The sequence below is a fragment of the Nocardia sp. NPDC050710 genome, from assembly GCF_040654375.1.
GTDB lineage: Bacteria > Actinomycetota > Actinomycetes > Mycobacteriales > Mycobacteriaceae > Nocardia.
The window spans coordinates 307,944-331,547 of record NZ_JBFAHV010000004.1 but is presented as its reverse complement, the minus strand read 5'-3'; the positions used below and the strand labels follow the sequence as shown (position 1 = coordinate 331,547).

Here is a 23,604-nt window from a genome sequence, read left to right as displayed (position 1 = left end):
GCTATCCACTGGTAGGGCGTATTCCACCGATACATTCATGGCATGCCGCTGCAGCCGAATGGCCTCGTCCGCTGGTCTGCCCGGGTGGTACTGCTCGCGTGCATCGCGCTGATCGGCGCGCCTGGCGCGTTCGCGGAGCCGCCGACACGCCTCGATACCTACGTCGTGGACGAAGCGAAGGTGCTCGACGGCGCGGAATTCGATCGGGTGCGTTCGGCGGTGGATCAGCTGTACGCCGATCACCAGATGCGGCTGTGGATCGCCTACGTGCGTGATTTCGGTGGACTGGATCCGCAGATGTGGGCCGAGCGCACGGCGACGCAATCCCGTTTCGGGACGCGGGATCTGCTGCTGGCCGTCGCCACCGGAACACGCGAATACTCCTTCTACGGCGATCTGCCCGACGATGTCAGCGATGCCGAACTCGATACCCTGCTCACCCGCGAGGTGGAGCCCGCGCTGCGCGACAGCCGGTGGGCCGAGGCCGGGATCGAGACGGCCGACGGACTGAACTCGGCCATGCGCGGTGGCGGGGTCAGCGTTCGCACCCTGCTGATCCTCGCCCTCGTGGTGGTTCTGGTCATCGGCGGACTGGTGCTCTTCTCGCGCAAACGGCGGCGCGATCGAAGTCGCGCGGAGTTGGCGGCGGCGCGCAGTCTGGACCCGGAGAACAGCGCCGCGCTCGCGGAGCTGCCGCTGGAAGCGCTGCACGCGCGCTCGCGCGAAGTGCTGGTCGAAATCGATAACGCGATCCGGACCAGCGCCGAAGAACTGGAGCTGGCCACCGGCGAATTCGGGGCCACCGCGACCACCCCGTTCACCACCGCGCTGGAGCATGCGAAGACCGCCGCCGCCAAGGCATTCCAGATCCGGCAGCGGCTCGACGACGAGATCCCGGAGACCACCGACGGGCAGCGCGGCCTGTTGGTCGAACTGCTCGGCGTGGTCGGCAGGGCCGATCGCGAACTCGACGCGCGGGTGGCCGAATTCGACGAGATGCGCAACCTGTTGATCAACGCACCGAGCCGATTGGACGCGCTGACCCGGGACCTGGTCGAGCTGACCGGACGCACACCCGCCTCCGAGGCCGAGCTGGCCCGGTTGAGCACGGCGCATCCGGCCGGTGTGCTCGCCTCGATTCAGGACAATGTGACCATGGCGCGCGAGCGAATCACCTTCGCCGAACAGAATATCGACGCGGGCCGGGACGCGCTGGCACAGCCGGTCGGCAAACAGGGTGGCGCGGTGGCCGCGATCCGATCGGGGGAGGCCGCCGTGAGCCAGGCTCGCATGCTGCTGGACGCGGTCGATAATGCGGCGACGAATATTCAGCAGGCGCGCGACGGCCTGCCCGGTGTCCTCGACGAATTGCGCGCCGATATCGCCGCGGCCACCGAACTCGCGAGCTACGGCGGAGCGGAACTCGCCGCCGCGACCGCCGCGGCCCAGCGGGCATGGGATACGGCCACGGCCACGGCGCAGACCGATCCGCTGGACGCCTTCCATGACGCGGTCACCGCCGACGGCGAACTGGACAGTGCCATCGCCGCGGCCACCGACCGCAAGCTCGCCGCCGAGGATCTGCGCCGCAGGCTGGATCGGGCGCTGACCGACGCACGGTCGCGGATCGCCGCGGCGGGTGACTACATCACCACCCGGCGCGGCGGAATCGACGCGAATGCGCGGACCCGGCTCTCGGAGGCGCAACGCAATCTCGATGCCGCACAACAGCTGAGCGCGAATGATCCCGCCCAGGCCCTGACGCATGCGCGATCGGCCGCCGATATGGCCGGGCGCGCGCTCCAAGAGGCGCAGGCCAGCGTGCGGGCGTGGGAGGCGAGCCGTCCGCCGTCGGGGTCCGGGCAGGCGGGCGCGGTGCTCGGCGGAATCCTGATCGAAGGACTGCTGCGGGGTGCGGCGGGCGGGGCCCGGCGCGGATCCGGCGGATACAGCGCGGGATCCTACGGCGGATCGAGCGGGTCGCGCCGCATCGGCCGCGGCGGGCGCTTCTGAGGCGGCGCTTGACCCTGACACCGTGTGAGGCCGTAGACCGGGAGGCGTCATGTTCAGTATCGGAGACTTCGCCAGACACGGACGGGTATCGGTCCGCATGCTGCGTCACTACGACGCGATCGGACTGCTGCGACCGGACCGGGTGGACGCCGCGACCGGCTATCGGTTCTACGAGGCCGGACAACTCGCCCGCCTCAATCGCATTGTCGCACTGAAGGATCTGGGGTTCACGCTGGAACAGGTGCGCCAGATCCTCGACGACAAGGTCGACAGCGCGGAACTGCGCGGCATGCTCGCCTTGCGCCGCGCGGAGCTGGAACAGCGGATCAGCGGCGACCGGGCCCGGCTCGTCCAGGTCGAAACGAGGCTCCGCATCATCGAGAAGGAGGGCGTCATGCCTGCCAATGATGTAGTGATCAAATCCATTCCCGCCGTCCGAGTCGCCGAATTGACCGGCGTCGCGGGCGATTTCGAGCCGCAATCGATCGGCCCGGTGGTCGGTCCGCTCTTCGAGGAGCTGTGCCGACGGCTGGAACAGGCCGGGATCGAGCCGGTCGGTCCCAGCATCGCCTACTACGAGGAGCGTGCCGGGGAGGACGGCTCGGTGCTCGTGCACGCGGCCATGCCGGTCGCAGTGGAACTCGTGGCCGGTCACGACTTCTCGATCGTCGACCTCCCCGCCGTGGCGCGGGCGGCCACCGTCGTGCACCGCGGCAGCATGGACGATGTGCTGGAACCATGGCAGGCGATGGGCCGCTGGATCGACGCCAACGGCTACCGCTCCGCGGGCCCCGCCCGCGAGGTCACCCTGGAGTACACCGAAGATCCCGCCGGTTGGGTCACCGAACTCCAGGAACCCGTCGCGGCGGAGTAGCCGGATCCGGTGCGGGCCCGGCTCGGTCGTTCGCGAACGCCGTGCCGGGCTGGTGGATGCTCAGACCTCGAGGGTGATCGTGTGGAATCCCGTGGGTCCGGCGGGGAACGGCGGGCGGTTGGCGCCGTCTTGGACCCGGCCGGATTTGCCGATGGTGCGGGCTTGGAGGGTGTGCGAGCCCCGGGCGAGTTCCAGGGTGGTGCGCCAGCGGCGCCATGCGGCGGGCGCGAGTTCGGTGGCCAAGTCCACCGGTTGCCAATCACCGTTGCCGACACGCACTTCCACCGAGGCGACGCCCTCCGGCGGGGCCCAGGCCACACCGGCGACGGTGGTGGTGCCCGCGCAGGCGCGGCCGGGCGCGGCGACGTCGATGCGTGCGTGCGGTTCGACCCACAGCGGGGCCGACGGCCAGCCGCGTTTCACCCAGTAATCGACGTGGCTGTCGTCGGTGAGTTCCAGTTCGGCGAGCCATTTGACCCCGGTGTACTGACCGTAGAGGCCGGGGACGAAGACCCGGGCCGGAAAGCCGTGCGCGGGCGCGAGTGGTTCGCCGTTCATGCCGATCACCAGGTAGCCGGGCAGTTCGCCGGAGCGCAACGACCGCAATGGCAGCGAGATGGTGTAGCCGTCGATCGCCCGGGTGACCAGGCGGGTGGCGTCCGAATCCGGCATCGCGTGTTCGAGCAGATCTGCCAGCGGGACACCGAACCAACGGGCGTTACCCGCGCGCCCCTGCCCCGCCCGGTTGTGCACGCACACCATGACGGCGTCGAATTCGACGGCGTCGGCGGCCAATTCGGTCAGCGACAGCCGCAGCGGATGTGCCACCTTGCCGGTGACGGCGAGCCGCCAGCGGTTCGGATCGATCCGCGGCGGACGCAGATTCACATCGGCGACGTAGAACTTGCGGGTGGCGGTGATCAGCGCGGACAGCCCGGGTTCCCCTTCGAGCCCGTCCTCTGGGACGACACCGAGGACGCCAATCGGACCGACGCGGCGAATCTCGTTGTCCTGCCGACGATCATGATCGCGCTGGAGGGTCTGCGCGGTCGCCAGCAGCCCCATGCCCGCCAGGCCCCAGGCCACGGTGCCCAGCGCCCCGCGCGGACGCCCGAGCAGCCCGGCGGCGAGCATCCCGGCGGCGGCCGCGCCGGCGGCGGCCGTCACCGACCGGTTGGACTGCCGCAGGGCCAGCGCACCCGTCACGACTCCGGAGGCCGCGGCGGCGGCCACCCGCGCCCGCGGCGGCAGCGCATCGAGCCCCACGGTGGCCGCAAGCGCACCGGCCCCGACACCGAGCCGGGTCACCGCTTTGTCGTGCCGACCGGATAGCGCGACGGTCGCCTCGACCACCGGCACCGGCGCCGTATCGGTCAGCGCCCGCCCCACGGTATCGATCAGCGATCCGCCGCGCATCGCGGCGATCGCCTCCCCCAAACCCAGCGCCGCAACGCCGATCGCGGCGGCACCGAGGCCACCGCACCGCGCCTTATTCGTCCGCACCACTCGCCACCCGCTTCCGCATCGTCGCCTCGGTATCAGCATTCCACGAATCACCGACCCCGCCCGCCCCATTCAGCTACGCGCCGATCCCGCCACGCCCAAACCGGTCGGCCTGCTCCGGTGCCCGACTGTCTCTCTCGCTGACGGTGTTTCTCAGTTGGTCCGGGCGTCGGGCCAGCGGTTGCGGCGGTCACAGACGGTGGTGGGTCAGAGCCCGAGCGGTTCGGTGGCGAGGGCGTCGAGTTGTTTGGCGACGGCCTCGGGAAGACGGTCGGCGGCTGGACCGCCGCCGAGGACGCCGACGGTGAGGCGGCCCTCGAAGGTGTAGACGAGGAAGGTGACGGCGGCGGAGGCGCCGGTGCTCGGCCTGGGATGGGCCGAGAGGTACACGATTTCGTAGTCGGTGAGGGTCAGACCGGCGGGTGTGCGGAAGGCGGGGACGCGACCGGTATTGGTCAGCGCGATATGGCCGGCCACGGAGTGGATTCTGGTGGGGCCGAAGTAGTCCGGGAAATGCAGTACGGATTGCTGAACGAGTCCGGCGGCCAGATCGTCGTGCAGTCGGGCCGAGACCTGGTGCGCCAGTCCGCCGAAACCGGCCATCGGGTCGACGGTGGCGGCGAAGCAGGCGAGTCCGGCCATATTGGTGCCCTCGGCGGCGGGGACCGGCGGATCGAGACGGGTGCGCAGATCGACCGGATACAGGCAGCCGACCGGTACCGGATCACCGCTGACATCCGCGGTTTCGGCGACATAGGCGCGCAGCAAGGCGGCGGTGATCAGGCCGTTGACGGTGACGCCCGGCTGACGACCGAGTGCGACGATGCGGGCGGTGGACTCGGCGTGGAGCACCGTGCGCCGGGCCCGGGCGAGCGAGGGCGGCGCCGGAGTTTCGGGGTCGGGCGGCAGGATCCGCGCCTCCGGTGGGAGCGGGTGGGTCACCTGCTCGAGGCCGGAGTCCGCTCCCCTGGTGATCCTGCGCTGCGCCGCATGCCATTCCAATGGTTGCGGATATGCCTGCGGCACAACGGTTATCGAACCGGTCTCCAGGTATTCGGTGTAGTAGTCCCATAGTCGGGAGAACAGTTCGACGCAGTGTCCCGCGTCGGCGATGCCGTGATGCGCGAACAGCGTGACCCGCGCGGGCCCGGCGTCGGCCGCCACCACATCCAGGTAGGCGAGTTGTACGGCCGGATCGATCGGCTCGACGGGGATTCGCACCTCTTCGGCGTCGCCCGCGTGCACCCACGCCCCCACGGATTCCCCGGATGGCCGCAGCAGATAGCCGCGTCCCGCGGCATCCTCGCCGATGCGACAGGTGAGTACCGGATAGGCGCGCTGCAACGCCGCGAATGCCGCGCTCAACGCCGCCGTGTCGAGTGAGCCCTCGACGCGCACCGATCGACCGGTGTAGGTCCCGTGCCGCACGAAACGTTCTTCCGACGGCGCCAATACCCGCACCACATCACCTTCGAACCACCACACACCGCCAAGGGTGCGTCACGGCCGGATTCCGCGCAATTCGGCAGGTAGGAGAGACTTCTCCGATGAGTCTCGCGGCACATTTGGAGAAGCTCGGCCGTCCACTGGTCGAGCAGCAGCTGACCCACCCCACGGTGGCGGGCATTGCGCACGGCGATCTGCCCGAACCCGTCTTCCGGTCCTGGCTGGAACAGGACTACCTGTTCCTCCTCGATTATGTGCGCGTATTCAGCAGGCTCGCCTGGCAGGCGCCCGCGGCCCATCTCGGCGACCTGGTCGATCTGGCCCATGCCACCTACCACGACGAGCTCACATTGCACCGCACACTGGCGGCCGAGTTCGGCGCCGATCTGGACGGCGCGGTCAAGGGTGCGCCCTGCGCGGCCTACACCACATTCCTGCTGGAATCCGCCGCCGACTACGCCGACGGCTTGGCTGCCCTCTATCCCTGCATGTGGGGCTACTCCACCCTCGGCGCCATCCTCGCCGCGAACCCGCCCGCCGACCCGCGCTACCGGCGCTGGGTGGATACCTATGCCGACCCCGGCTTCGCCGCCCTCACCCGCCGCTGCGCCCAGATGCTCGATGAGGCGGGTGGCGATCCGGCCCGCGCGCAACGGTTTTTCCTGGAAGGAATGCGGCACGAATACGCGTTCTGGGATGTGCCGCTCTGACCGATGAGATCTCCCCGGCGGGCCGGTCTACCTCTACGGACCGGTCTCACCGACACGAGGAGATACATCATGAATCGTCCGGCCGTCGTCTCCGCCGAGGAATGGTTGACGACCCGCAAGAAATTGCTGGCCGACGCGGCGGCGACATTCTCATCGGAACCCACAACTACCTGAATCTGACCCCGCTGGGCAGACAGCGCCATGTCGGCGAGGCGCTGCATCACGACAGCTACGGCGGCGCCGGATCGCACTGTCACTGAAACGAACCGAGCCCGGCAACCACCGGTTGCCGGGCTCGGATTCGGAACACTACGCGCCGATGAGGTGCTGGGCCAGGTAGCCCTCGACCTTGTCCAGCGCGATCCGCTCCTGCGTCATGGAGTCGCGTTCACGGATGGTGACGGCCTGATCCTCGAGGGTGTCGAAGTCGACGGTGATGCAGAACGGGGTGCCGATCTCGTCCTGGCGACGGTAGCGGCGGCCGATGGCCTGCGCGTCGTCGAACTCCACATTCCAGCTCCGGCGCAGCTGCGCGGCGAGGTCTTTCGCCTTCGGCGTCAGATCCGCATTGCGCGACAGCGGCAGCACCGCGGCCTTCACCGGGGCAAGCCTGCGGTCGAGGCGCAACACGGTGCGCGTATCCACGCCGCCCTTGGTGTTGGGGGCCTCGTCCTCGGCGTAGGCGTCGACCAGGAACGCCATCAGCGAGCGCGTCAGACCGGCCGCCGGTTCGATGACATACGGGATGTAGCGCTCATCGGTGTTCGGGTCGGAGAAACCGAGGTCGGTGCCGGAGTGCTCCGCATGCGTCTTCAGGTCGTAGTCGGTCCGGTTGGCGATGCCCTCCAGCTCACCCCACTCGCTGCCCTGGAAGCGGAAGCGGTACTCGATGTCGGTGGTGCCCGCCGAGTAGTGCGACAGCTTCTCCTTGGGATGCTCGAACAGGCGCAGGTTCTCCGGGTCGATGCCGAGGTCGGTGTACCAGGCCAGCCGGGTGTCGATCCAGTACTTGTGCCACTCCGCGTCCTCGCCGGGCTTGACGAAGAATTCCATCTCCATCTGCTCGAATTCGCGGGTCCGGAAGATGAAGTTGCCCGGCGTGATCTCGTTGCGGAAGCTCTTGCCGATCTGCGCGATGCCGAACGGCGGCTTCTTGCGCGCGGTGGTCATCACGTTCTTGTAGTTCACGAAGATGCCCTGGGCCGTCTCGGGCCGCAGGTAGTGCATGCCCTCCTCGTCGTCCACCGGGCCGAGGAAGGTCTTGAGCAGGCCGGAGAAGTTCTTCGGCTCGGTCCACTTACCGGGCTGGCCGGTCTCCGGATCCTTGATATCGGCCAGGCCGTTGACCGGCGGGTGGCCGTGCTTCTCCTCGTACGCCTCGAGCAGGTGGTCGGCGCGGTAGCGCTTATGCGTGTGCAGCGACTCGACCAGTGGGTCGGTGAACGTCGCGACGTGGCCGGAGGCCTCCCAGACCTGGCGCGGCAGGATCACCGACGAGTCGAGGCCGACGACATCCTCGCGGCTGGTGACCATGGACCGCCACCACTGCTTCTTGATGTTCTCCTTGAGCTCGACACCGAGCGGACCGTAGTCCCATGCCGACTTGGTGCCTCCGTAGATCTCACCGCACGGGTACACCAGACCCCGGCGCTTGGCGAGGTTGGCAACGGTGTCCACCTTCGACTTGGGTGCCACGCGAGAATTCTCCATCCACTGCGAGTCGGAAATGCGTCCCCAGGGGGGACGACGAGTGCCTCCAGACTATCGGCACCTGCCAACCGGTTTTGCACCGCACAGGGTGTGGCGCGGCACGTAGTCTGTGAACGCTCCGCGCGTCTCGTTTGACATGCGCACTCGTGCATATCAAAATGGGATCGCTTTCCAATAAGGAGTTGGTTCGATGACCGCCGAAACCGCTACCGCGCATCCGCACAACCCGTACCGGTCCCCCGGCCCCGCGCCGGTGCCCGCGCGGGCTGTCCTGGAGGATGCCGGCGAGTTGCTGCGTGCCCTGGCGGCACCGGTGCGCATCGCGATCGTGCTACAACTACGCGAATCGCCGCGCTGTGTGCACGAGTTGGTGGAGGCGCTCGGCGTGACCCAACCGCTGGTCAGCCAACATCTGCGCATCCTGAAGTCCGCGGGCGTCGTACACGGTGAGCGATCCGGCCGCGAGGTGCTCTACGAACTGGTCGACGACCACCTGGCGCATATCGTCGTCGATGCCGTCGCGCACGCCGAGGAAGGGTGATTCGTGCCTGACAAGACGCTCAATCCGCAGAAACCGGTCGGCATCCGCAGCACCCGCCAGCGCAGCGCGATCGCCGCCCTGCTCGGTGATATCGACGAGTTCCGCTCCGCGCAGGAGTTGCACGACGAACTCCGCCGCCGCGGCGAGGGCATCGGGCTGACAACGGTCTACCGCACCCTGCAATCGCTGGCCGATGCCGGGCTGGTCGATGTGCTGCGCACCGATTCCGGGGAGTCGGTGTACCGCCAGTGCTCCAACGGGCACCATCACCACCTGGTCTGCAGACACTGCGGTCGCACCGTCGAGGTGGAGGGGCCGACGGTCGAGGCATGGGCAGAAGCCATTGCGGGAGAACACGGTTTCACCGAGGTGAGCCACACCATGGAGATTTTCGGCACCTGCCGGGACTGCGCGGCAGGGCAACCGGACAAGGTGGGCCGGACCGTCTGAACCGGTCCGCCCGGACATCAGTGACGCGCACCCCGGCCGTCTAGGCAACCGCCGCGGGTCAGCCGGGTGATCCGGCGGCCACCGCACCGACCCTGTCCTTCACCGTCGGCTGACCCGGCGACGGATCGTCCGTCCTCCCGCGTGCCACGGACAGCGAATCGACCGCCGTCCCGGTCGGATGGCGGTCGATTCGATGGATCGGCTCAGGCGGCCGGGACCGGGTCGGGCGATTGTGTGGGTACCGGGGCGGCCGCAGCGCCGCGGTCGCGCAGAGCTCCCACACCCAGCAGAGCAACCGCCACGACGGCCCAGGTCAGCAGCACCATCAGCGGTTTCGCCGCACCCGCGCCGTCGAAGAAGGCGACCGAGCGGAGCAGTGAGGCGGCCGCGCCGGGCGGCAGGTACTGGCCGATGACACCCCACGGCTGCGGCAGCAATTCGGGGGCCGAGGTGGCGGCGGAGAAGGGGTTGCCGACGAGCAGCATGGTCAAGGCCGCGATACCGATGCCCGCGCGGCCGATAGCGGTGGCCAGACCGACGACCGTGCCCGCGACCGCGAAGGAGACCAGGCCGGCCACCGCCGCCAGGGTGAGGAACGGGCCGGGGACCACCGACATCCAGCCCTGGATGATCGCCATGCTCACCAAGCCGCCCGCGATGCCGAAGGTGACGAGGCCGACCACCCGGGCGGTGACCGACGGGATCACCAGGCTGAGCAGCACGCCCGCCGCGATACCCGCCATCACCAGGGGCAGCACCATGGCCCCGAAGGCGACACCGCGCGGGTCGTCGGCATCGGCCGCGATCACGTCCTCGACCGCGGCGGCCGGTGCGCCGGACAGCTGCTGGGCGACGGCGGTGAGTTGCTGGGCGACGGCCGGGCTCGCACCGGAGGCGACGAGGACCCGCGGCGCGCCGCCGCCGGTGAGGATCGCGCCGTAGACCTCGCGGTCCGCGATGGCGGCGCGGGCGGCGGCCTCATCGGCTGGGCTGGTGATTTCGAAAGCGTCGGGACTGTGCTCGGCCAGCTTGCCCGCGATCTGACTCGCCTGCGGACCGGTGATCGCGATGGGCAGATCGCGCGGCGCGATATTGGCGGCGGGCCAGGCGAAGGCGATCAGCATCAGGGCTTGGAGCAGGGCGGCGCCGATACCGACGGCGAGCGCTCGCTGCGTGCTGTTCATGAAGTTCTCCCGAAAATCGAATGTCCGTTCTTTTTCGATGGCCCTACCATCGCACGGGGCACCGCGCTTGTCAAGAACGGATATTCGTTTTACTTTGGGCTCATGCCCAGAGTCAGCGAAGAACACCTGGAACGCCGCAGACAGCAGATCTTGGACGCCGCGCGGCTGTGCTTTGCCCGCACGGGTTTCCACGACACCTCGATGCAGGACATCTTCGCGGAATCGGGGCTCTCGGCCGGGGCCGTCTATCGCTATTTCAAGAGCAAGGACGACATCATCGCCGCCCTGGCCACCAAGACCATGGTCGAGGTGCGCGCCATCATGATCGAGGCGATCCACAACGATCCGCTGCCCACCCCGGCGCAGATCGTCACCCTGCTCGCGGAGAACATCGTGGCGCGCAGCGGCCCCGACGGCCCGATCCGACTGGCCCCGCAGGCCTGGGCATTGGCGCTGGTCGAACCGGAGGCGGCGGGTTACGTCAAGGAGGCCATCCTCGCCATGCGCAATGTCTGGCACGAATACGCCGAGAAGATGAGGGACATCGGCTGGTTGCCCGAGGACGCCGACACCCATGCGGTCGCGGTCGCCATCATCGGGCTGCTGCCCGGATTCATCCTGCAGCACTTGATCATCGGCGATCCGTCACCGGAGACGCTGGCGCTCGGGGTGCGCACACTGCTCCCCTACGGCGAGAATGTGGCGCATCCGGTCGTCACCTAGGGCACTCGAGGAATTCCCGCGTCACCACGGGCACAGGTGCTCGAACGTGACGTGGTGCTGCTCGGTCAGCCGCTCGGCGATCAATGAGCGGTGGCAAGCCTCAGGGTCGCGTTCTACGCAGAGAAGCGCCGCGATCCCGCTGCTCGGCAATGCGGACACGATCGGGGCGAGGTCGGCGCGGTCGAGGATCTCGGTGGTGTAGCGGCGGGTGTACTCGGCAGCGAGTTCACGGCGCGAGCGCTTGCCGACCCCGCGGCGGTCATCCTCGGCGTACTGGAGCTGGCGAAGTTCGGTGGTAGGGGCGAGTTCGCGGTGGTGCTCGTAGGCGATCCGGGCTCGGGAGAGGGCCTCCTGTAGTCGCCGTGAGTTCGCCCAGGCGTACTCGGGTCCGCGGACACCGCGGCGCTGGCGAACATCGAGCAGCAGGCGGACATCCGCGTGCCGTAGCCGTTGCAGGAAGGACTCACCGTCGAAGCCATAGACGCCGATTGTCACCATTCTGAGCACCGGGAAATCACCTACCTTCCTGCTTACCCGCCGCCTCCGGCAGCCCTACCGGAGGCGGCGAGGCGGCCTCAGTCGACGGCGGTCCCCTCGAGCTCGACCATCTGGCCGGGGATCGCCAGTCGTGTGACCCCGAGCATCGTGGTCGTCGGTGCCACCTCGCAAGCGCCCAACCGCGACGCCAGCACGCCGTAGTGCTGGAAAAGCAGATCGACGTCGGTGGTGTAGACGTTGAGTCGGACGAGGTTCGCGAGGGTCATGCCGGCCTTTCCGAGCACGGCCTCCAAGTTCTCGAGGCTCAGCGCCAACTGCGCCGCCATATCACCGGCATGCTGGGGCTCGCCGTCGCCGCTCATCGCGGTCTGCCCGGAGCAGTACAGGGTCCGGGTGTGCCCGGAGACCAGCTCACCCTGGTTGAATCCCATCTCCACCGACCACGTGACCGGGTTGACCGCCGTTCGTTCCACTGCCACATCCACTCCATTCGATTCATCGAGATACGTACGTCCACGGCTCGGGAGCCGCCATCTTCGACGTCGTGGTGGTAAGCCTCCCAGCAAATCACGACATCCTGTGTCGTGTATTCGGTAAAGTTTTCGAATGCGCGCCGACCGGTTGGTGTCGCTGGTGCTGCTGCTGCGCCAGCGCGGTCAGCTGACCGCGACCGAGCTGGCCGACGAGCTGGAGGTGTCCACCCGCACGGTGTTGCGCGACATCGAGGCGCTGTCCGCCGCAGGTATCCCGGTCTTCGCCGAACGCGGTCGGCACGGCGGTTTCGCGTTGCTACCCGGTTTCCGGACCGAGCTCACCGGGCTGAACCACGACGAGGCGCTTTCCTTACTGGTCGCCGGATCGCGGCGCGGCGCGCAGGCATTCGGCCTCGGCTCGGCGCTTGCTTCGGCGATGCTCAAGGTGGTTGACGCGCTACCCGAAAGCTATCGCGACACCGCGGCTGACGTGGCCGAGCGATTGCTCATCGAACCGGAGACCGATCTGCTGTCGCGTCGACTGAGCGGTGAGGAGGTGCCCGGCACCATCTTGGCCGAGGTCCGGCGCGCGGTATTCGCCGGAAATAAGCTGCGCATCCACTACGCGGCTGTCGATCAGACCCCGAAGTGGCGCACGGTGGACCCGATCGGCCTGGTCGTCGTTCGCGACCGGGGCTACCTGCTGGCGACGAGGTCCGGCGCGGACCGCACCTACCGGCTGTCGCGGGTGCTGGCCGCAAAGGAACTTCCCGAACAGGCACAACGACCAGACCGGGTCGATCTGGACCGGGCCTGGCAAGAACGCAGCACCCGGTTTCGGACCGGCGGCGACCAAATCGCCGTGCTGGTACGGGTGAATCCGGCGCGGCGCGACGACTTGGTGAGCACCGCACTGGCCGTCCGCACCGAGGAAGCCGACGCAGACGGCTGGCTGCGGATGGAGGTGACCTTCCAAGATTCACGACACGCCGAATGGGCGCTGTGGCAGCTCACCACGGACGCGGAAGCCTTGGCCCCGCGATCGTTGCGCACTTCCCTACGCGACCGCGCCGCCGCGATTGCCACCCGCTACGGAGAGTCACCCTGAGAGTTGTCGCCTTCTGCCAGGCCGCTGGCCGATGCGATTCGGACCGCCTCAGGGCAGGAGCAGGCCGGTCCGAGCCCGGCCCGCGCCGGAGAGCACCAGCAACAGCATGGTCGCCAGCGCCTGATCGTCGAGTCCGGCGGCCGGGAAGGTGTAGCGCAGGATCACATCGGCCAGCTTGCCGTGTCCGATCACGGTGAGCGAACCGAACTGCAACGCGTTGTTGCGCTCGGCGACTCGCTTGTGCAGCTGCGGCTTCAGCGGCCGGTCCCACGCCAGCACGCAGGTCAGCGTCAGTACGTCCAGGCCGGGTGCCAGGGTCACCGCGCGTAGCGAACACAGCGCGCCCTCGTACTCGAATCCGATCGAACCCTCCGGGTCGACGCGCACATCGACGTCGTAGAGCGACAGGCAGGCGCCGGCCCGCGCCTGTAGCTCCTGCTCCGGGGTGACCGCTGCGTCCATATCCGTGCCGCCGTTCACTTCGTGCCGCCGAATCGGCGATCACGCGAAGCGTACTGGAGACAGGCCTCCCACAAGTTGCGCCTGTCGAAATCGGGAAACAGCGTTTCCTGGAAGACGTATTCGGCGTACGCGGACTGCCAGATCAGGAAGTTGGAGCTGCGGAATTCGCCCGAAGGGCGCAGGAACAGGTCCACATCCGGCATATCCGGCTCGTCCAGGTATTTGGCGAGGGTGGCCTCGGAGACCTTCTCCGGATCGATTTCGCCCGCCGCCACCCGCCGTGCAATTTCCCTTGCCGCATCAGCGATTTCGGCGCGGCCACCGTAGTTGACGCACATGGTGAGAGTCAGCACGGTGTTGTTCTTGGTCAGCTCCTCGGCGGTCTCCAGTTCGTTGATCACGCTGCGCCACAGGCGCGGGCGACGTCCGGCCCAGCGCACCCGCACACCCATCTCGTGCATCTCGTCGCGGCGGCGGCGGATCACATCCCGGTTGAATCCCATGAGGAAGCGCACCTCGTCCGGGCTGCGCCGCCAGTTCTCGGTGGAGAACGCGTAGGCCGATAGCCACTTCACACCGATCTCGATACAGCCCTCGATGGTGTCCATCAGCACCGCCTCGCCGCGCTCGTGCCCCGCGGTGCGCGGCAGCCCGCGCTCCTGGGCCCAGCGCCCGTTGCCATCCATCACCAGCGCGACGTGGTTCGGGACCAGCTCGGGCGGCAGATCCGGCGGCGTGGCCCCCGAGGGATGCGGCGACGGCGGACGTACCGATCGGCTGGCTTCCGATCGGGTGTTGGTCGACCTTGTCGTTGCGGAATCGCGGCGGAGGATCACGGTTCTATCCTGCCTGATGCGCCCGGGCGCTCGAGCACGGGAAGCGCGAAGTCATCCCGCCCGCTCGGCCGCCGCGGGCTCCCTGACCGGAGCGGCCGACCGCTCGATCAACGGCAAGGTGCGCAACTGTCGTTCCAGATGCCACTGCAGATGTGCCGCGACCAACCCGCTGGCCTGCTTACGCACGGAATCGGGCACCGTCGCGACGTAGTCCCATTCCCCCTTGCGCAGGGCGATCAGCAGATCGAGTACACCGGGCGCCGGGGTGGCCGCGCCGGGTGGGCGGCAGTGCACGCAGACCGCACCGCCCGCGGCGACGTGAAAGGCGCGGTGCGGACCGGGTGTGGCACATTTGGCGCATTCGTCCAGTGCGGGAGCCCACCCGGCAAAACCCATGGCGCGCAAGAGAAACGCATCCAGGATCAATTCGTGCGGACGCTGTTTGGCGGCGATGGCGCGCAGCGCGCTCGCGGTGAGCGCATGCAGTTTCGGGGCCGGGGCGCGTTCCTCGCCCGCCAGCCGTTCGGCGGTTTCCAGTACGGCGCAGGCCGTGGTGTAGCGGCCGTAGTCGTCGATGATGTCGGCGGCGAATGCCTCCATGGTGTGCACCTGGGTGACCACGTCCAACGTCCGCCCCGGATGCAACTGCACATCGATATAGGCGAAGGGCTCCAGCCGGGCGCCGAACCGGGATTTGGTCCGCCGCACCCCCTTGGCCACCGCCCGCACCAGGCCGTAGCGGCGTGTCAGCAACGTGACGATGCGGTCCGCCTCGCCCAGCTTGTGCTGGCGCACCACCACTGCCTCGTCCCGATACAAACGCACAGGCTCATCCTCGCACGGTCGGGCGACAGCCGACGGCAGGCCGCTGCGGTTATCCGGATGCGCCCCTGGGGCGGGCGCGCAGGTGCGCGCGTTCGCCCTGTTTGCCGAACAGGCTCAGGAATTCGACCGGTTCGGCGTCGGTCGCGCCGAACCAGTGCGGGACGCGCGTGTCGAACTCGGCCGCCTCGCCGGGCGCGAGCACCAGATCGTGTTGGCCGAGGACGACCCGCAGCCGTCCGTTGAGGACATAGACCCACTCGTAGCCCTCGTGGGTTTGCGGATCGGGCTCCCGGCTGCCACCGGCCTGCATCACGACCTTGAAGGCTTGGATACCGCCTGCGCGCCGGGTCAGCGGCACCATGGTCATGCCGCGATAGGTGACCGGGCGCAGATGGATGCGCGGATCGCCGGTGGGCGGCGCGTCGACGAGTTCGTCCAGGGTGACGCCGTGCGCGCGGGCCAGCGGGAACAGCAGTTCCAGCGTCGGCTTGCGAGCGCCGGATTCCAGCCGGGACAGTGTGCTCACCGAGATCCCGGTCCGCTCGGACAGGTCGGCCAGCGTGGTGTCCCGTTGTTTGCGGAGCGCACGCAGCCGAGGCCCGACCGCGTCCAGGGCTTGATCGAGGTCGGCATCCATGCCATCCAGTTTGCCATATCGGCAAACATCTTTGCCATATCGGCCGATCCTGTCGCATGGTCGACGCAGGAGGTGGTCTCGATGACCGAAAAACTGAACAACAGCTATGACGTGGTGGTAGTCGGCGGTGGCGCCGCGGGATTGAACGGGGCGCTGATGCTGGTCCGGGCGCGGCGCTCGGTCCTGGTGATCGACTCCGGTCACCCGCGCAACGCGCCCGCCGAGGGCATACACGGACTCCTGGGGCACGACGGGCTCCCACCCGCCGAGTTGCTGGAGCGTGGCCGGGCCGAGGTCCGCGGATACGGCGGCGCGGTGGTGACCGGTACGGTCACGACCACGGCGCGGGAGGGTGATGGATTCACCGTGACATCGGCCGATGGCGACACCATCCGGGCCCGCCGTCTACTGGTGACCACCGGGTTGGTGGACGAACTCCCCGATATCGAGGGACTGCGCGAACGCTGGGGCCGAGATGTGGTGCACTGCCCATACTGCCACGGCTACGAGGTCCGCGATCGCGCCATCGGCGTCATCGCCACCGGCCCGATGTCGGTACACCAGGCATTGCTGTTCCGTCAGTTGAGCTCCGACATCACCTACTTCACCCACACGACATCCGCACCCACCGGCGAGCAGGCCGAACAGTTGGCCGCTCGCGGCATCCGCCTGGTGCCCGGCACGGTCGCGTCCCTCGCGATCGTCGAGGACGCCATCGCGGGCGTGGAACTGTCCGACGGCAGGGTGATCCCCCGCGACGCGGTGGCGATCGCGTCCCGGATGACCCCGCGGGCAGATTTCCTCGCCCCGCTCGGACTCCGCCCCACCCCGCATCCGTCGGGCGTCGGCGACCACATCCCCACCGATCCCACCGGCCGCACCGAAGTTCCCGGCCTCTGGCTGGCGGGCAATGTCACCGATCTCGCCGCCCAGGTCGGCGCCGCGGCCGCCGCCGGTGCCGCGGCGGGCGCCCAGATCAACTTCGATCTGGTCACCGAGGAGACCCGCGCGGCGGTCGCCGCCTACCGCGACCCGCTCTCCGCCGAATCCGAATCCCACGTGTCCGAACTGATCACCAGCGACCGTCGTCACGGGCTCTGAACCGGCCGTCCGACGCACCTCGCGGCGACACCCTCACCTACGCAGCAGGCCGCCGACGAGGAGCATCAGCGACTGCTGGGCGTGGGCGCGGGCGGTGTCCTTGTCCTCGGCGTGCGCGACGATCAGACCCGCCTCGCCGACCGCGCTGAGGATCAATTGGGCCATGGTCTGGATGGGGATATCAGGAATCAGGCCGGCGCCCCGGGCCCGCTCCAATTCGGAGATGATCAGGCCGAGACCGTAGCGGGCCTCCAGTTCGCGCCACTGCTCCCAGCCGAGGACGGCGGGGGCGTCGAAGAGGGCGATCCGGATCATCTCGGGGCGCTGGCAGATCTCGAGAAAGGCATTGAGGCCGGCGGCCATCGAGATCAGGATGTCATCGGAGCCTGTCGCGCGGATGGCATTTTCGATCTCGGCGGTGCTGTCGAGCTCGAGCCGTTCGAGTACCGCGAGGAACAGACCCCGTTTATCGCCGTAGTGGTGGTGCAGCGCGCCGCGGGTGACGCCCGCCTCGGCCACGAGCTGCTCGGCCGAGATACCCGCGAAGCCGCGCTCGGTGAACAGGCGGCGCCCCGCCTGTTCGAGCGCGGTCCGGGTACTGCGGGAGCGATCCTCCTGGCTACGGCGTGGCATGCAGCCGAGTGAACTCCAGAATCCGTTCGGTGAGCAACTCGGGCTGATCCTCGGGGAGGAAGGTGTAGGAGTCGTCGATGAGGGTCAGTGTCGCGTCGGGCAGATCGCGGGCCAGGCGCTCGGCGAATTCGATCGGAAAGATTCTGTCCTCCCGCGCCCACACCAGCAGGACCGGCACCCGGACGTCCCCGAAATGCCGCGCGGCCTCCAGGGTGTAGTGGCGGTGTGCCGACGTCAGGAAGCGGCGCAGATCCTTCCGGATGGCGGCAGAGTTGCGGCTCGGCAGCAGGTAGGAGTCGGCGATCTCGGGCGGCACCGGACGTTTGGCGACCCAGCCGAAGGCCAGCGGCAACCGGTGCAGCGCGCGGATGCGCATCGCCTCGGTGAGCGGACGCATCGAACCCGGAATCCTGGCCAGCAGCGGCAGGAGGGTGAAGGGCTGCGGCAGAAAGCCCTCGTAACTGTCCACGGAGGCGAGGACAACCCGGCCGATGCGCTCGGGCTTGCGGGTCAGTAACACCTGGGTGATCGCGCCGCCGGTGTCATTGGCGACGACGGTGACATCGGTCAGGTCGAGGCGTTCCAGGAAGTCGGCGATCAAGTCGGCGACGCCGGTCGGGGTGAGGTCGGCATCGGGTACCGGGATCCGGTGCGCGCCGAGCGGCAGGGTCGGGGTCAGGCAGCGGTAGCCCGCCGCGGCGATACCGGGGACGACCCCGCGCCAGAGGTCGGCGTTGACCAGCAGGCCGTGCACGAAAAGGACCGGTGCACCCGTTCCCGTGTCGTGGTATTCGATGCGACCGCCGGGCAGGTCCACCTCGTGGGTCGTGCCGAGCGAAGTGCTGATTCCCATGTTTCTCGCCTCTCTCCAGCTCCATGTGCGGTCCCGGCCGATTTTTACATACATACGGTATGTATGTCTATACCTGTGGCTCGGTTCCGGAAGAGATCGAATGCCCCCTCAAATAAGACCGTGCGGTTTGCGTCTTATTCGCGATAACCAATGTGGACGGTCGACCAGATGCGAGCTACCGTTCACTGCAATGTATGAAGAGATGGAGCTCACATGACCACCTCGAACCGCAGGCTCGCGGCGGTACCCGATCCCGTCGAGCACCGCACGGCCCCGGACGCCACCCGGGACCCGACGGCCGATCTCGGGTTGGCCGGATTCGCGGCCGCGCTCGCGGGCGGCACGATCAGTTCCACCGACGCCGTCACATCCGCCCTCGATCGGATCGAGGCCAGCCAGCCGACGCTCAACGCCTTCCGGATCGTGCGACGCGAGAAGGCGCTCGCCGAAGCCGCCGAGGCGGATCGGAGATTGGCCGCGGGCGAGCGACTACCGCTGCTCGGCGTACCGATCGCGATCAAGGACGACACCGACATCGTCGGCGAACCAACGGCTTTCGGCTGCGGCGGGGAATTCGCGCCGAAGACCGAGGATGCCGAGGCGGTGCGCAGGCTGCGCGCGGCGGGCGCGGTGATCGTCGGCAAGACGAATACCTGCGAGCTCGGCCAGCTGCCGTTCACGAGCGGCGCCGCCTTCGGGCATACCCGTAACCCGTGGGACGGCGAGCGCACACCCGGCGGCTCCTCCGGCGGCTCGGCGGCCGCCGTCGCGGCCGGATTGGTCCCGGCCGCACTGGGTTCCGACGGCGCGGGCTCGATCCGCATTCCGGCATCGTGGACGAATCTGGTCGGGATCAAGCCGCAGCGCGGACGCATCTCCACCTGGCCGCATGCCGAGGCATTCCATGGACTCACCGTGAACGGTCCGCTCGCGCGCACGATCGCCGATGCCGCCCTGCTGCTCGACCTGGCCGCGGGCCCGCACTGCGGGGATAGGCACACGCCGGAACCGATCACCGTCTCCGACGCGGTCGGCCGCGATCCGGGACGGCTGCGGATCGCGCTATCACTGCGAATACCGTTCACCGCCACCAGAACCGCGCTGGATCCCGAGGTCGAGGCCGCGGTCCGGCGGATGGCCGCGACGCTGCGCAAGCTCGGACATTCGGTCACCATCGCGGACCTGCATTACGGCCTCATGGTCGGCGCGTCCTTCCTGCCGCGCTCGATGGCGGGTATCCGGCTGGTGTCCGATCAGATGCCCGGCGCCGTGGTCGATCCGCGCACCCGCGCCAATGCCCGCATCGGCCAACTGCTCAGCGGTCCCGCCCTGTTCGCCGCCCGAAAGGCGGAACCCTTGCTGCACAAGCGGATCGGATCGTTCTTCCACGATTACGATCTGGTGCTCGCGCCGACCACCGCGACTCCCCCGCCCCGCGCCGAGGAGATCGACGGCATCGGCGTCAACGCCACCAATAACCTCATCACCGCCGCGTGCCCGTACACCTGGCCGTGGAATGTGCTGGGTTGGCCGAGCGTGAACGTGCCCGCGGGCTTCACCGGCGCGGGTCTGCCGATCGGCGCACAGCTGATGGGCACGGCGAGCACCGAACCCCTGCTGGTTTCCGTTGCCTCGCAACTGGAATCGGAACTGCACTGGGAACGGAGCCGCCCCGCACCCTGGTGGTGACCGCGCCAGGCGTCAGAAGCCCAGTTTGCCGAGCTGTTTCGGGTCGCGTTGCCAATCCTTGGCAACCTTCACGTGCAGGTGCAGGTAGATGCGGACGCCGAGGATGTGTTCGATCTGCTTGCGGGCGTTGGTGCCGACCTCCTTGAGGCGGGCGCCGCCCTTACCGATGATGATGGCCTTCTGGCTCGGGCGCTCGACGTAGAGGAGGGCGTGGACGTCGAGCATGTCCTCGTTCTCCTCGCGCGGCAGCACCTCCTCGATGACGACGGCCAGCGAGTGTGGAAGTTCATCGCGCACACCCTCCAGCGCCGCCTCCCGGATGAGCTCGGCCATGAGGGTTTCCTCCGGCTCGTCGGTCAGCTCACCGTCGGGGTAGAAGGCCGGGCCCTCCGGCATTTTCGAGGCGATGACATCGACCAGGATCTCGACCTGCTCACCCTTGACGGCGGAGACCGGGACCACGTCGGCCTCGGGGCCGAGTAGCTGCGAGACGGCGAGCAGCTGGGCGGCGACCTGGTCGCGGCTCACCTTATCGATCTTGGTGACCACGCCGAGCAGGGTCGTCTTCGGCGCCATCTGCCTGACCTGCTGCACGATCCAGCGATCGCCGGGGCCGATCTTCTCGTCGGCCGGGATGCACAGCGCGATGACGTCGACCTCCGAATACGTATCGCGCACCAGATCATTGAGCCGCTGCCCGAGCAGGGTGCGCGGGCGATGCAGCCCCGGGGTGTCGACCAGGATCAGCTGGGCATGCTCGCGGTGCACGATGCCGCGGATGGTGTGGCGGGTGGTCTGCGGGCGCGAGGAGGTGATCGCGATCTTGGCGCCGACCAGCGCATTGGTCAGCGTCGACTTGCCGGTATTCGGCCTGCCGACGAAACAGACGAAGCCGGAACGGAATTCGGCGGTATCACCCGCCAGGCGACCGTCAGCCACCGTGCACCTCGGCGTCATCGATGATGTCGAAGACGGCGCCGTCACGGTCGGCGAAGACGATCCGCGCGGCCGAGGAGACCTCGCGCACCGCGCTCACTCCGGCGTCGGAGAATTTCGCGCCGACCACCACGGCGGCCTCGAATCCCTCCGCGCCACTGGAGATCGCGGCGGCAACAGCAGCCTGCAATGCGGTCAGGCGCAGCGCCTGGAGCGCCACCTCGCCCGCCGCGTAGGTGCGGCCGTCGGTGTCGCGGATGGCGGCACCCGTGGTACCGCCGGTGCGGCCGAGCGCACCGCGGGCCAGAACCACCAGTTTGTTGTCCTCGGCGTCCAATTCAGTCATCGGTGTCTCCGTCCTCGTGACGATCGTCGGGGGTCTCCCGATCCGATCCGTTGCCCTTCCGCTTGCCGTTCTTCTCGCCGGTGGGCTTGTCGCCGTTCGACTTCTCGGCGGTGTTCTTCTCCGGCGCCCGCCGCACCACGACGGTATTCACCCGCATCCGGCCACGGGCGTCGGCGCCGCCCTCGCCGCGCAGCACCAGGCCATACGCGGCGACCTTGGAACCGGGCAACGGCACCCGTCCGAGCTCGTGGGCCAGCAATCCGCCGACGGTGTCGACATCCTCGTCCTCGATGACGAGGCCGTAGAGCTCACCGAGATCCTCCACCGACAACCGCGCCGAAACCCGGAAGCGGCCGTCGCCGAGATTCTCCACCGGCGGGGTCTCATCGGTGTCGTATTCGTCGGCGATCTCACCGACGATCTCCTCCAGCACATCCTCGATGGTCACCAGGCCCGCGATACCGCCGTATTCATCGACCAGCAGCGCCATATGGTTGCGGCGGCGCTGCATTTCGTCGAGCAGATCGTCCAGCGGCTTGGAGTCGGGCATGAAGACCGCGGGGCGCATCACGTCGCGCACCCGCACCTTCCGGCTCCGATCCGTATACGGCACCAGGTCTTTCAGGTACACCACGCCGAGAATGTCGTCGACGTTCTCACCGACCACCGGGATGCGCGAGTGCCCACTGCGCACCGCCAGCGACATCGCCTGTGCCGCGGTCTTATCCGCCTCGATCCAGACCATCTCGGTACGCGGCACCATCACCGCGCGCGCCGCGGTATCGCCGAGTTCGAAGACCGACTGGATCATCCGGCGTTCGTCATCGGCGACAACGCCACGCTCACTTGCCATCTCGACGACCTCGCGCAGCTCGATCTCGGAGGCGAAGGGGCCGTTGCGAAAACCCTTACCGGGGGTGATGGCATTACCGATGAGGATGAGCAGCCTGCTGACCGGGCCGAGCACCATGCCGATGAACTGCAACGGTAGCGACGAGGACAGCGCGATGGAGTACGCGTGCTGGCGGCCGAGGGTGCGCGGTCCGACACCGATCACCACGTAATCCACCAGGACCATGACGATGGCGGTGACCAGCAGCGCCCAGTCGTCGTCCCAGATGGCGATGAGCGCGGCCGCCAGCAGCACCGTCGCGCTGATCTCGCACAGAATGCGCAGCAGCACCATGAGATTCACATACCGCGGGCGGTCGGCGACGATGCGGCGCAGCCGTACCGCGCCGGGGCGTTCGGCCCGCACCATATCGTCGAGCCTGGCCGGGGAGACCGTGTTCAGTGCCGCGTCGATAGCGGCGAACATTCCACCCACCGGGACAAGCAGGCAGGCCAGCACGATCAGGGTCAGAGAATTCACGCGGGGCCCAGTGCGTCACCCGGTGTCGTGAAACCCGCCTTACCGAGCAGCCGGGCGTCCCGTTCGGCGAGTTCGGCCCGCCGCTGCGCCTCACGCAGACTTTCGTACCACTCCTCGAGGAGCCGCGCCTGTAGCGCGAACATCTCTTTCTCCTCCTCCGGCTCGGCGTGGTCGTAGCCGAGCAGGTGGAGAACGCCATGCACGGTGAGCAGAGCGAGCTCGTGATCCAGCGAATGCCCCGCCTTGCGCGCCTGACCGGCCGCGAACTCCGGGCACAGCACGATGTCGCCGAGCATCGACGGTCCCGGCTCCGGGCTGTCGGGCCGCCCGCCGGGCTCCAGCTCATCCATCGGGAACGACATCACATCGGTGGGTCCCGGTAGGTCCATCCACCGCATGTGCAGGTCCGCCATGGTGTCGAGATCGACAAGCACCATCGACAGCTCCGCCGCAGGGTGCACGTCCATCCGGGCGATCACAAAGCGCGCGACACTGACCAGGTCTTCTTCGGGTACGTCGATCCCCGACTCGTTGGCGATCTCAATGCTCACCTGAACAGCGTATTAGACGCCGATGGACATGGTCCGCCCGCAGCCCCGAGCGCGGGCGAGGCGGCCGACTTTTCGGCGCGCCCGGTCGCGGCCCGCCCGGCTCGCACCGCGAAAACACGACTATGGCGTC

General features: G+C 68.3%; 25 protein-coding genes. 9 read left to right on the top strand and 16 right to left on the bottom strand.

What is annotated here, in order from left to right; genetic code table 11:
* Positions 1-42: 42 nt before the first annotated feature.
* Positions 43-2,013, top strand: coding sequence for a TPM domain-containing protein (locus AB0H61_RS11510; protein WP_357302092.1), 1,971 nt, complete (start codon positions 43-45; stop codon positions 2,011-2,013).
* Between the two features lie 49 nt (positions 2,014-2,062).
* Positions 2,063-2,887 (top strand): MerR family transcriptional regulator, encoded by an 825-nt coding sequence (locus AB0H61_RS11505; RefSeq protein ID WP_357302089.1) that lies wholly within the window; start codon positions 2,063-2,065, stop codon positions 2,885-2,887.
* A gap of 60 nt (positions 2,888-2,947) precedes the next feature.
* Here AB0H61_RS11505 and AB0H61_RS11500 read toward each other — a convergent pair whose 3' ends face one another.
* On the bottom strand, positions 2,948-4,390 hold the full coding sequence (locus AB0H61_RS11500) for a molybdopterin-dependent oxidoreductase (RefSeq protein ID WP_357302087.1): 1,443 nt from the start codon (positions 4,388-4,390) through the stop codon (positions 2,948-2,950).
* Between the two features lie 207 nt (positions 4,391-4,597).
* Positions 4,598-5,875, bottom strand: a complete 1,278-nt coding sequence (locus tag AB0H61_RS11495) for an acyltransferase (RefSeq protein ID WP_357302084.1) — start codon at positions 5,873-5,875, stop codon at positions 4,598-4,600.
* A gap of 62 nt (positions 5,876-5,937) precedes the next feature.
* On the opposite strand from AB0H61_RS11495, the gene AB0H61_RS11490 reads away from it, so the two are divergent.
* Positions 5,938-6,546: a transcriptional regulator gene (locus tag AB0H61_RS11490; RefSeq protein ID WP_357302081.1), complete on the top strand. Its 609-nt coding sequence runs from the start codon at positions 5,938-5,940 to the stop codon at positions 6,544-6,546.
* Positions 6,547-6,855: 309 nt separating this feature from the next.
* Here AB0H61_RS11490 and AB0H61_RS11485 read toward each other — a convergent pair whose 3' ends face one another.
* Complete coding sequence (locus tag AB0H61_RS11485; protein ID WP_357302079.1) at positions 6,856-8,241, bottom strand: glycine--tRNA ligase; 1,386 nt, start codon at positions 8,239-8,241, stop codon at positions 6,856-6,858.
* A gap of 205 nt (positions 8,242-8,446) precedes the next feature.
* On the opposite strand from AB0H61_RS11485, the gene AB0H61_RS11480 reads away from it, so the two are divergent.
* Both AB0H61_RS11480 and AB0H61_RS11475 read left to right on the top strand, forming a co-directional pair.
* Complete coding sequence (locus tag AB0H61_RS11480; RefSeq protein WP_357302076.1) at positions 8,447-8,797, top strand: metalloregulator ArsR/SmtB family transcription factor; 351 nt, start codon at positions 8,447-8,449, stop codon at positions 8,795-8,797.
* 3 nt (positions 8,798-8,800) lie between these two features.
* Positions 8,801-9,247 carry a Fur family transcriptional regulator gene (locus tag AB0H61_RS11475; RefSeq protein WP_357302073.1) on the top strand — a complete coding sequence of 149 codons (447 nt, stop codon included), beginning with the start codon at positions 8,801-8,803 and terminating at the stop codon, positions 9,245-9,247.
* A gap of 203 nt (positions 9,248-9,450) precedes the next feature.
* Here the strand turns inward: AB0H61_RS11475 and AB0H61_RS11470 are convergent, their stop codons facing one another.
* Positions 9,451-10,431 carry a hypothetical protein gene (locus tag AB0H61_RS11470; protein WP_357302070.1) on the bottom strand — a complete coding sequence of 327 codons (981 nt, stop codon included), beginning with the start codon at positions 10,429-10,431 and terminating at the stop codon, positions 9,451-9,453.
* Positions 10,432-10,533: 102 nt separating this feature from the next.
* Here AB0H61_RS11470 and AB0H61_RS11465 point away from each other — a divergent pair, with 102 nt between their 5' ends.
* Complete coding sequence (locus AB0H61_RS11465) at positions 10,534-11,154, top strand: TetR/AcrR family transcriptional regulator (RefSeq protein WP_357302067.1); 621 nt, start codon at positions 10,534-10,536, stop codon at positions 11,152-11,154.
* 21 nt (positions 11,155-11,175) lie between these two features.
* Here AB0H61_RS11465 and AB0H61_RS11460 read toward each other — a convergent pair whose 3' ends face one another.
* Both AB0H61_RS11460 and AB0H61_RS11455 read right to left on the bottom strand, forming a co-directional pair.
* A complete protein-coding gene (locus AB0H61_RS11460; protein WP_357302322.1) occupies positions 11,176-11,652 on the bottom strand; it encodes a DUF488 domain-containing protein in 477 nt (158 codons plus the stop codon).
* Positions 11,653-11,729: 77 nt separating this feature from the next.
* Positions 11,730-12,125 (bottom strand): RidA family protein, encoded by a 396-nt coding sequence (locus AB0H61_RS11455; RefSeq protein WP_357302319.1) that lies wholly within the window; start codon positions 12,123-12,125, stop codon positions 11,730-11,732.
* Between the two features lie 133 nt (positions 12,126-12,258).
* Here AB0H61_RS11455 and AB0H61_RS11450 point away from each other — a divergent pair, with 133 nt between their 5' ends.
* The gene (locus tag AB0H61_RS11450; RefSeq protein ID WP_357302064.1) at positions 12,259-13,233 is read left to right on the top strand and encodes a WYL domain-containing protein; all 975 of its coding nucleotides are present in this window, start codon (positions 12,259-12,261) and stop codon (positions 13,231-13,233) included.
* 48 nt (positions 13,234-13,281) lie between these two features.
* Here AB0H61_RS11450 and AB0H61_RS11445 read toward each other — a convergent pair whose 3' ends face one another.
* The 4 genes from AB0H61_RS11445 to AB0H61_RS11430 form a co-directional block, all read right to left on the bottom strand.
* Positions 13,282-13,695 carry a hypothetical protein gene (locus AB0H61_RS11445; protein WP_357302061.1) on the bottom strand — a complete coding sequence of 138 codons (414 nt, stop codon included), beginning with the start codon at positions 13,693-13,695 and terminating at the stop codon, positions 13,282-13,284.
* Between the two features lie 14 nt (positions 13,696-13,709).
* Complete coding sequence (locus AB0H61_RS11440) at positions 13,710-14,420, bottom strand: isoprenyl transferase (RefSeq protein WP_357302316.1); 711 nt, start codon at positions 14,418-14,420, stop codon at positions 13,710-13,712.
* 162 nt (positions 14,421-14,582) lie between these two features.
* Complete coding sequence (gene recO, locus AB0H61_RS11435; protein WP_357302058.1) at positions 14,583-15,356, bottom strand: DNA repair protein RecO; 774 nt, start codon at positions 15,354-15,356, stop codon at positions 14,583-14,585.
* Positions 15,357-15,405: 49 nt separating this feature from the next.
* Positions 15,406-15,993: an XRE family transcriptional regulator gene (locus tag AB0H61_RS11430; protein WP_357302055.1), complete on the bottom strand. Its 588-nt coding sequence runs from the start codon at positions 15,991-15,993 to the stop codon at positions 15,406-15,408.
* A gap of 81 nt (positions 15,994-16,074) precedes the next feature.
* Here AB0H61_RS11430 and AB0H61_RS11425 point away from each other — a divergent pair, with 81 nt between their 5' ends.
* Positions 16,075-17,094, top strand: a complete 1,020-nt coding sequence (locus AB0H61_RS11425; protein WP_357302052.1) for an NAD(P)/FAD-dependent oxidoreductase — start codon at positions 16,075-16,077, stop codon at positions 17,092-17,094.
* A gap of 33 nt (positions 17,095-17,127) precedes the next feature.
* Here AB0H61_RS11425 and AB0H61_RS11420 read toward each other — a convergent pair whose 3' ends face one another.
* Both AB0H61_RS11420 and AB0H61_RS11415 read right to left on the bottom strand, forming a co-directional pair.
* Positions 17,128-17,727, bottom strand: a complete 600-nt coding sequence (locus AB0H61_RS11420) for a TetR/AcrR family transcriptional regulator (RefSeq protein ID WP_357302050.1) — start codon at positions 17,725-17,727, stop codon at positions 17,128-17,130.
* Complete coding sequence (locus AB0H61_RS11415; protein ID WP_357302048.1) at positions 17,714-18,580, bottom strand: alpha/beta hydrolase; 867 nt, start codon at positions 18,578-18,580, stop codon at positions 17,714-17,716. The genes AB0H61_RS11420 and AB0H61_RS11415 overlap by 14 nt, the downstream gene beginning before the upstream one ends.
* Positions 18,581-18,793: 213 nt before the next feature.
* On the opposite strand from AB0H61_RS11415, the gene AB0H61_RS11410 reads away from it, so the two are divergent.
* Positions 18,794-20,269: an amidase gene (locus AB0H61_RS11410; protein ID WP_357302046.1), complete on the top strand. Its 1,476-nt coding sequence runs from the start codon at positions 18,794-18,796 to the stop codon at positions 20,267-20,269.
* Positions 20,270-20,281: 12 nt separating this feature from the next.
* On the opposite strand, the gene era is transcribed toward AB0H61_RS11410, so the two are convergent.
* Genes era through ybeY form a run of 4 tightly spaced genes read right to left on the bottom strand, consistent with a single transcriptional unit; the run spans position 20,282 to position 23,474 of the window.
* Positions 20,282-21,226: a GTPase Era gene (era, locus tag AB0H61_RS11405; protein WP_357302044.1), complete on the bottom strand. Its 945-nt coding sequence runs from the start codon at positions 21,224-21,226 to the stop codon at positions 20,282-20,284.
* Positions 21,201-21,551 (bottom strand): cytidine deaminase, encoded by a 351-nt coding sequence (locus AB0H61_RS11400; RefSeq protein ID WP_357302041.1) that lies wholly within the window; start codon positions 21,549-21,551, stop codon positions 21,201-21,203. The genes era and AB0H61_RS11400 overlap by 26 nt, the downstream gene beginning before the upstream one ends.
* Entirely contained in the window at positions 21,544-22,923 is a 1,380-nt protein-coding gene (locus AB0H61_RS11395; protein WP_357302038.1) for a hemolysin family protein, read from the bottom strand. The genes AB0H61_RS11400 and AB0H61_RS11395 overlap by 8 nt, the downstream gene beginning before the upstream one ends.
* A complete protein-coding gene (gene ybeY / locus AB0H61_RS11390) occupies positions 22,920-23,474 on the bottom strand; it encodes an rRNA maturation RNase YbeY (RefSeq protein WP_357302036.1) in 555 nt (184 codons plus the stop codon). Before ybeY ends, AB0H61_RS11395 begins: the two co-directional genes overlap by 4 nt.
* Positions 23,475-23,604: the final 130 nt, after the last annotated feature.

What these genes read in the sequence shown, in the direction of transcription:
- AB0H61_RS11410 (WP_357302046.1), top strand. Translation starts at nt 18,794, where the DNA reads ATGACCACCTCGAACCGCAGGCTCGCGGCGGTACCCGATCCCGTCGAG.
- AB0H61_RS11470 (WP_357302070.1), bottom strand. Translation starts at nt 10,431, where the DNA reads ATGAACAGCACGCAGCGAGCGCTCGCCGTCGGTATCGGCGCCGCCCTG.
- AB0H61_RS11480 (WP_357302076.1), top strand. Translation starts at nt 8,447, where the DNA reads ATGACCGCCGAAACCGCTACCGCGCATCCGCACAACCCGTACCGGTCC.
- era (WP_357302044.1), bottom strand. Translation starts at nt 21,226, where the DNA reads ATGACGCCGAGGTGCACGGTGGCTGACGGTCGCCTGGCGGGTGATACC.
- AB0H61_RS11445 (WP_357302061.1), bottom strand. Translation starts at nt 13,695, where the DNA reads ATGGACGCAGCGGTCACCCCGGAGCAGGAGCTACAGGCGCGGGCCGGC.
- AB0H61_RS11510 (WP_357302092.1), top strand. Translation starts at nt 43, where the DNA reads ATGCCGCTGCAGCCGAATGGCCTCGTCCGCTGGTCTGCCCGGGTGGTA.
- AB0H61_RS11415 (WP_357302048.1), bottom strand. Translation starts at nt 18,580, where the DNA reads ATGGGAATCAGCACTTCGCTCGGCACGACCCACGAGGTGGACCTGCCC.
- AB0H61_RS11490 (WP_357302081.1), top strand. Translation starts at nt 5,938, where the DNA reads ATGAGTCTCGCGGCACATTTGGAGAAGCTCGGCCGTCCACTGGTCGAG.
- AB0H61_RS11450 (WP_357302064.1), top strand. Translation starts at nt 12,259, where the DNA reads ATGCGCGCCGACCGGTTGGTGTCGCTGGTGCTGCTGCTGCGCCAGCGC.
- AB0H61_RS11425 (WP_357302052.1), top strand. Translation starts at nt 16,075, where the DNA reads ATGACCGAAAAACTGAACAACAGCTATGACGTGGTGGTAGTCGGCGGT.
- AB0H61_RS11420 (WP_357302050.1), bottom strand. Translation starts at nt 17,727, where the DNA reads ATGCCACGCCGTAGCCAGGAGGATCGCTCCCGCAGTACCCGGACCGCG.
- AB0H61_RS11465 (WP_357302067.1), top strand. Translation starts at nt 10,534, where the DNA reads ATGCCCAGAGTCAGCGAAGAACACCTGGAACGCCGCAGACAGCAGATC.
- AB0H61_RS11400 (WP_357302041.1), bottom strand. Translation starts at nt 21,551, where the DNA reads ATGACTGAATTGGACGCCGAGGACAACAAACTGGTGGTTCTGGCCCGC.
- AB0H61_RS11460 (WP_357302322.1), bottom strand. Translation starts at nt 11,652, where the DNA reads ATGGTGACAATCGGCGTCTATGGCTTCGACGGTGAGTCCTTCCTGCAA.
- AB0H61_RS11505 (WP_357302089.1), top strand. Translation starts at nt 2,063, where the DNA reads ATGTTCAGTATCGGAGACTTCGCCAGACACGGACGGGTATCGGTCCGC.
- AB0H61_RS11430 (WP_357302055.1), bottom strand. Translation starts at nt 15,993, where the DNA reads ATGGATGCCGACCTCGATCAAGCCCTGGACGCGGTCGGGCCTCGGCTG.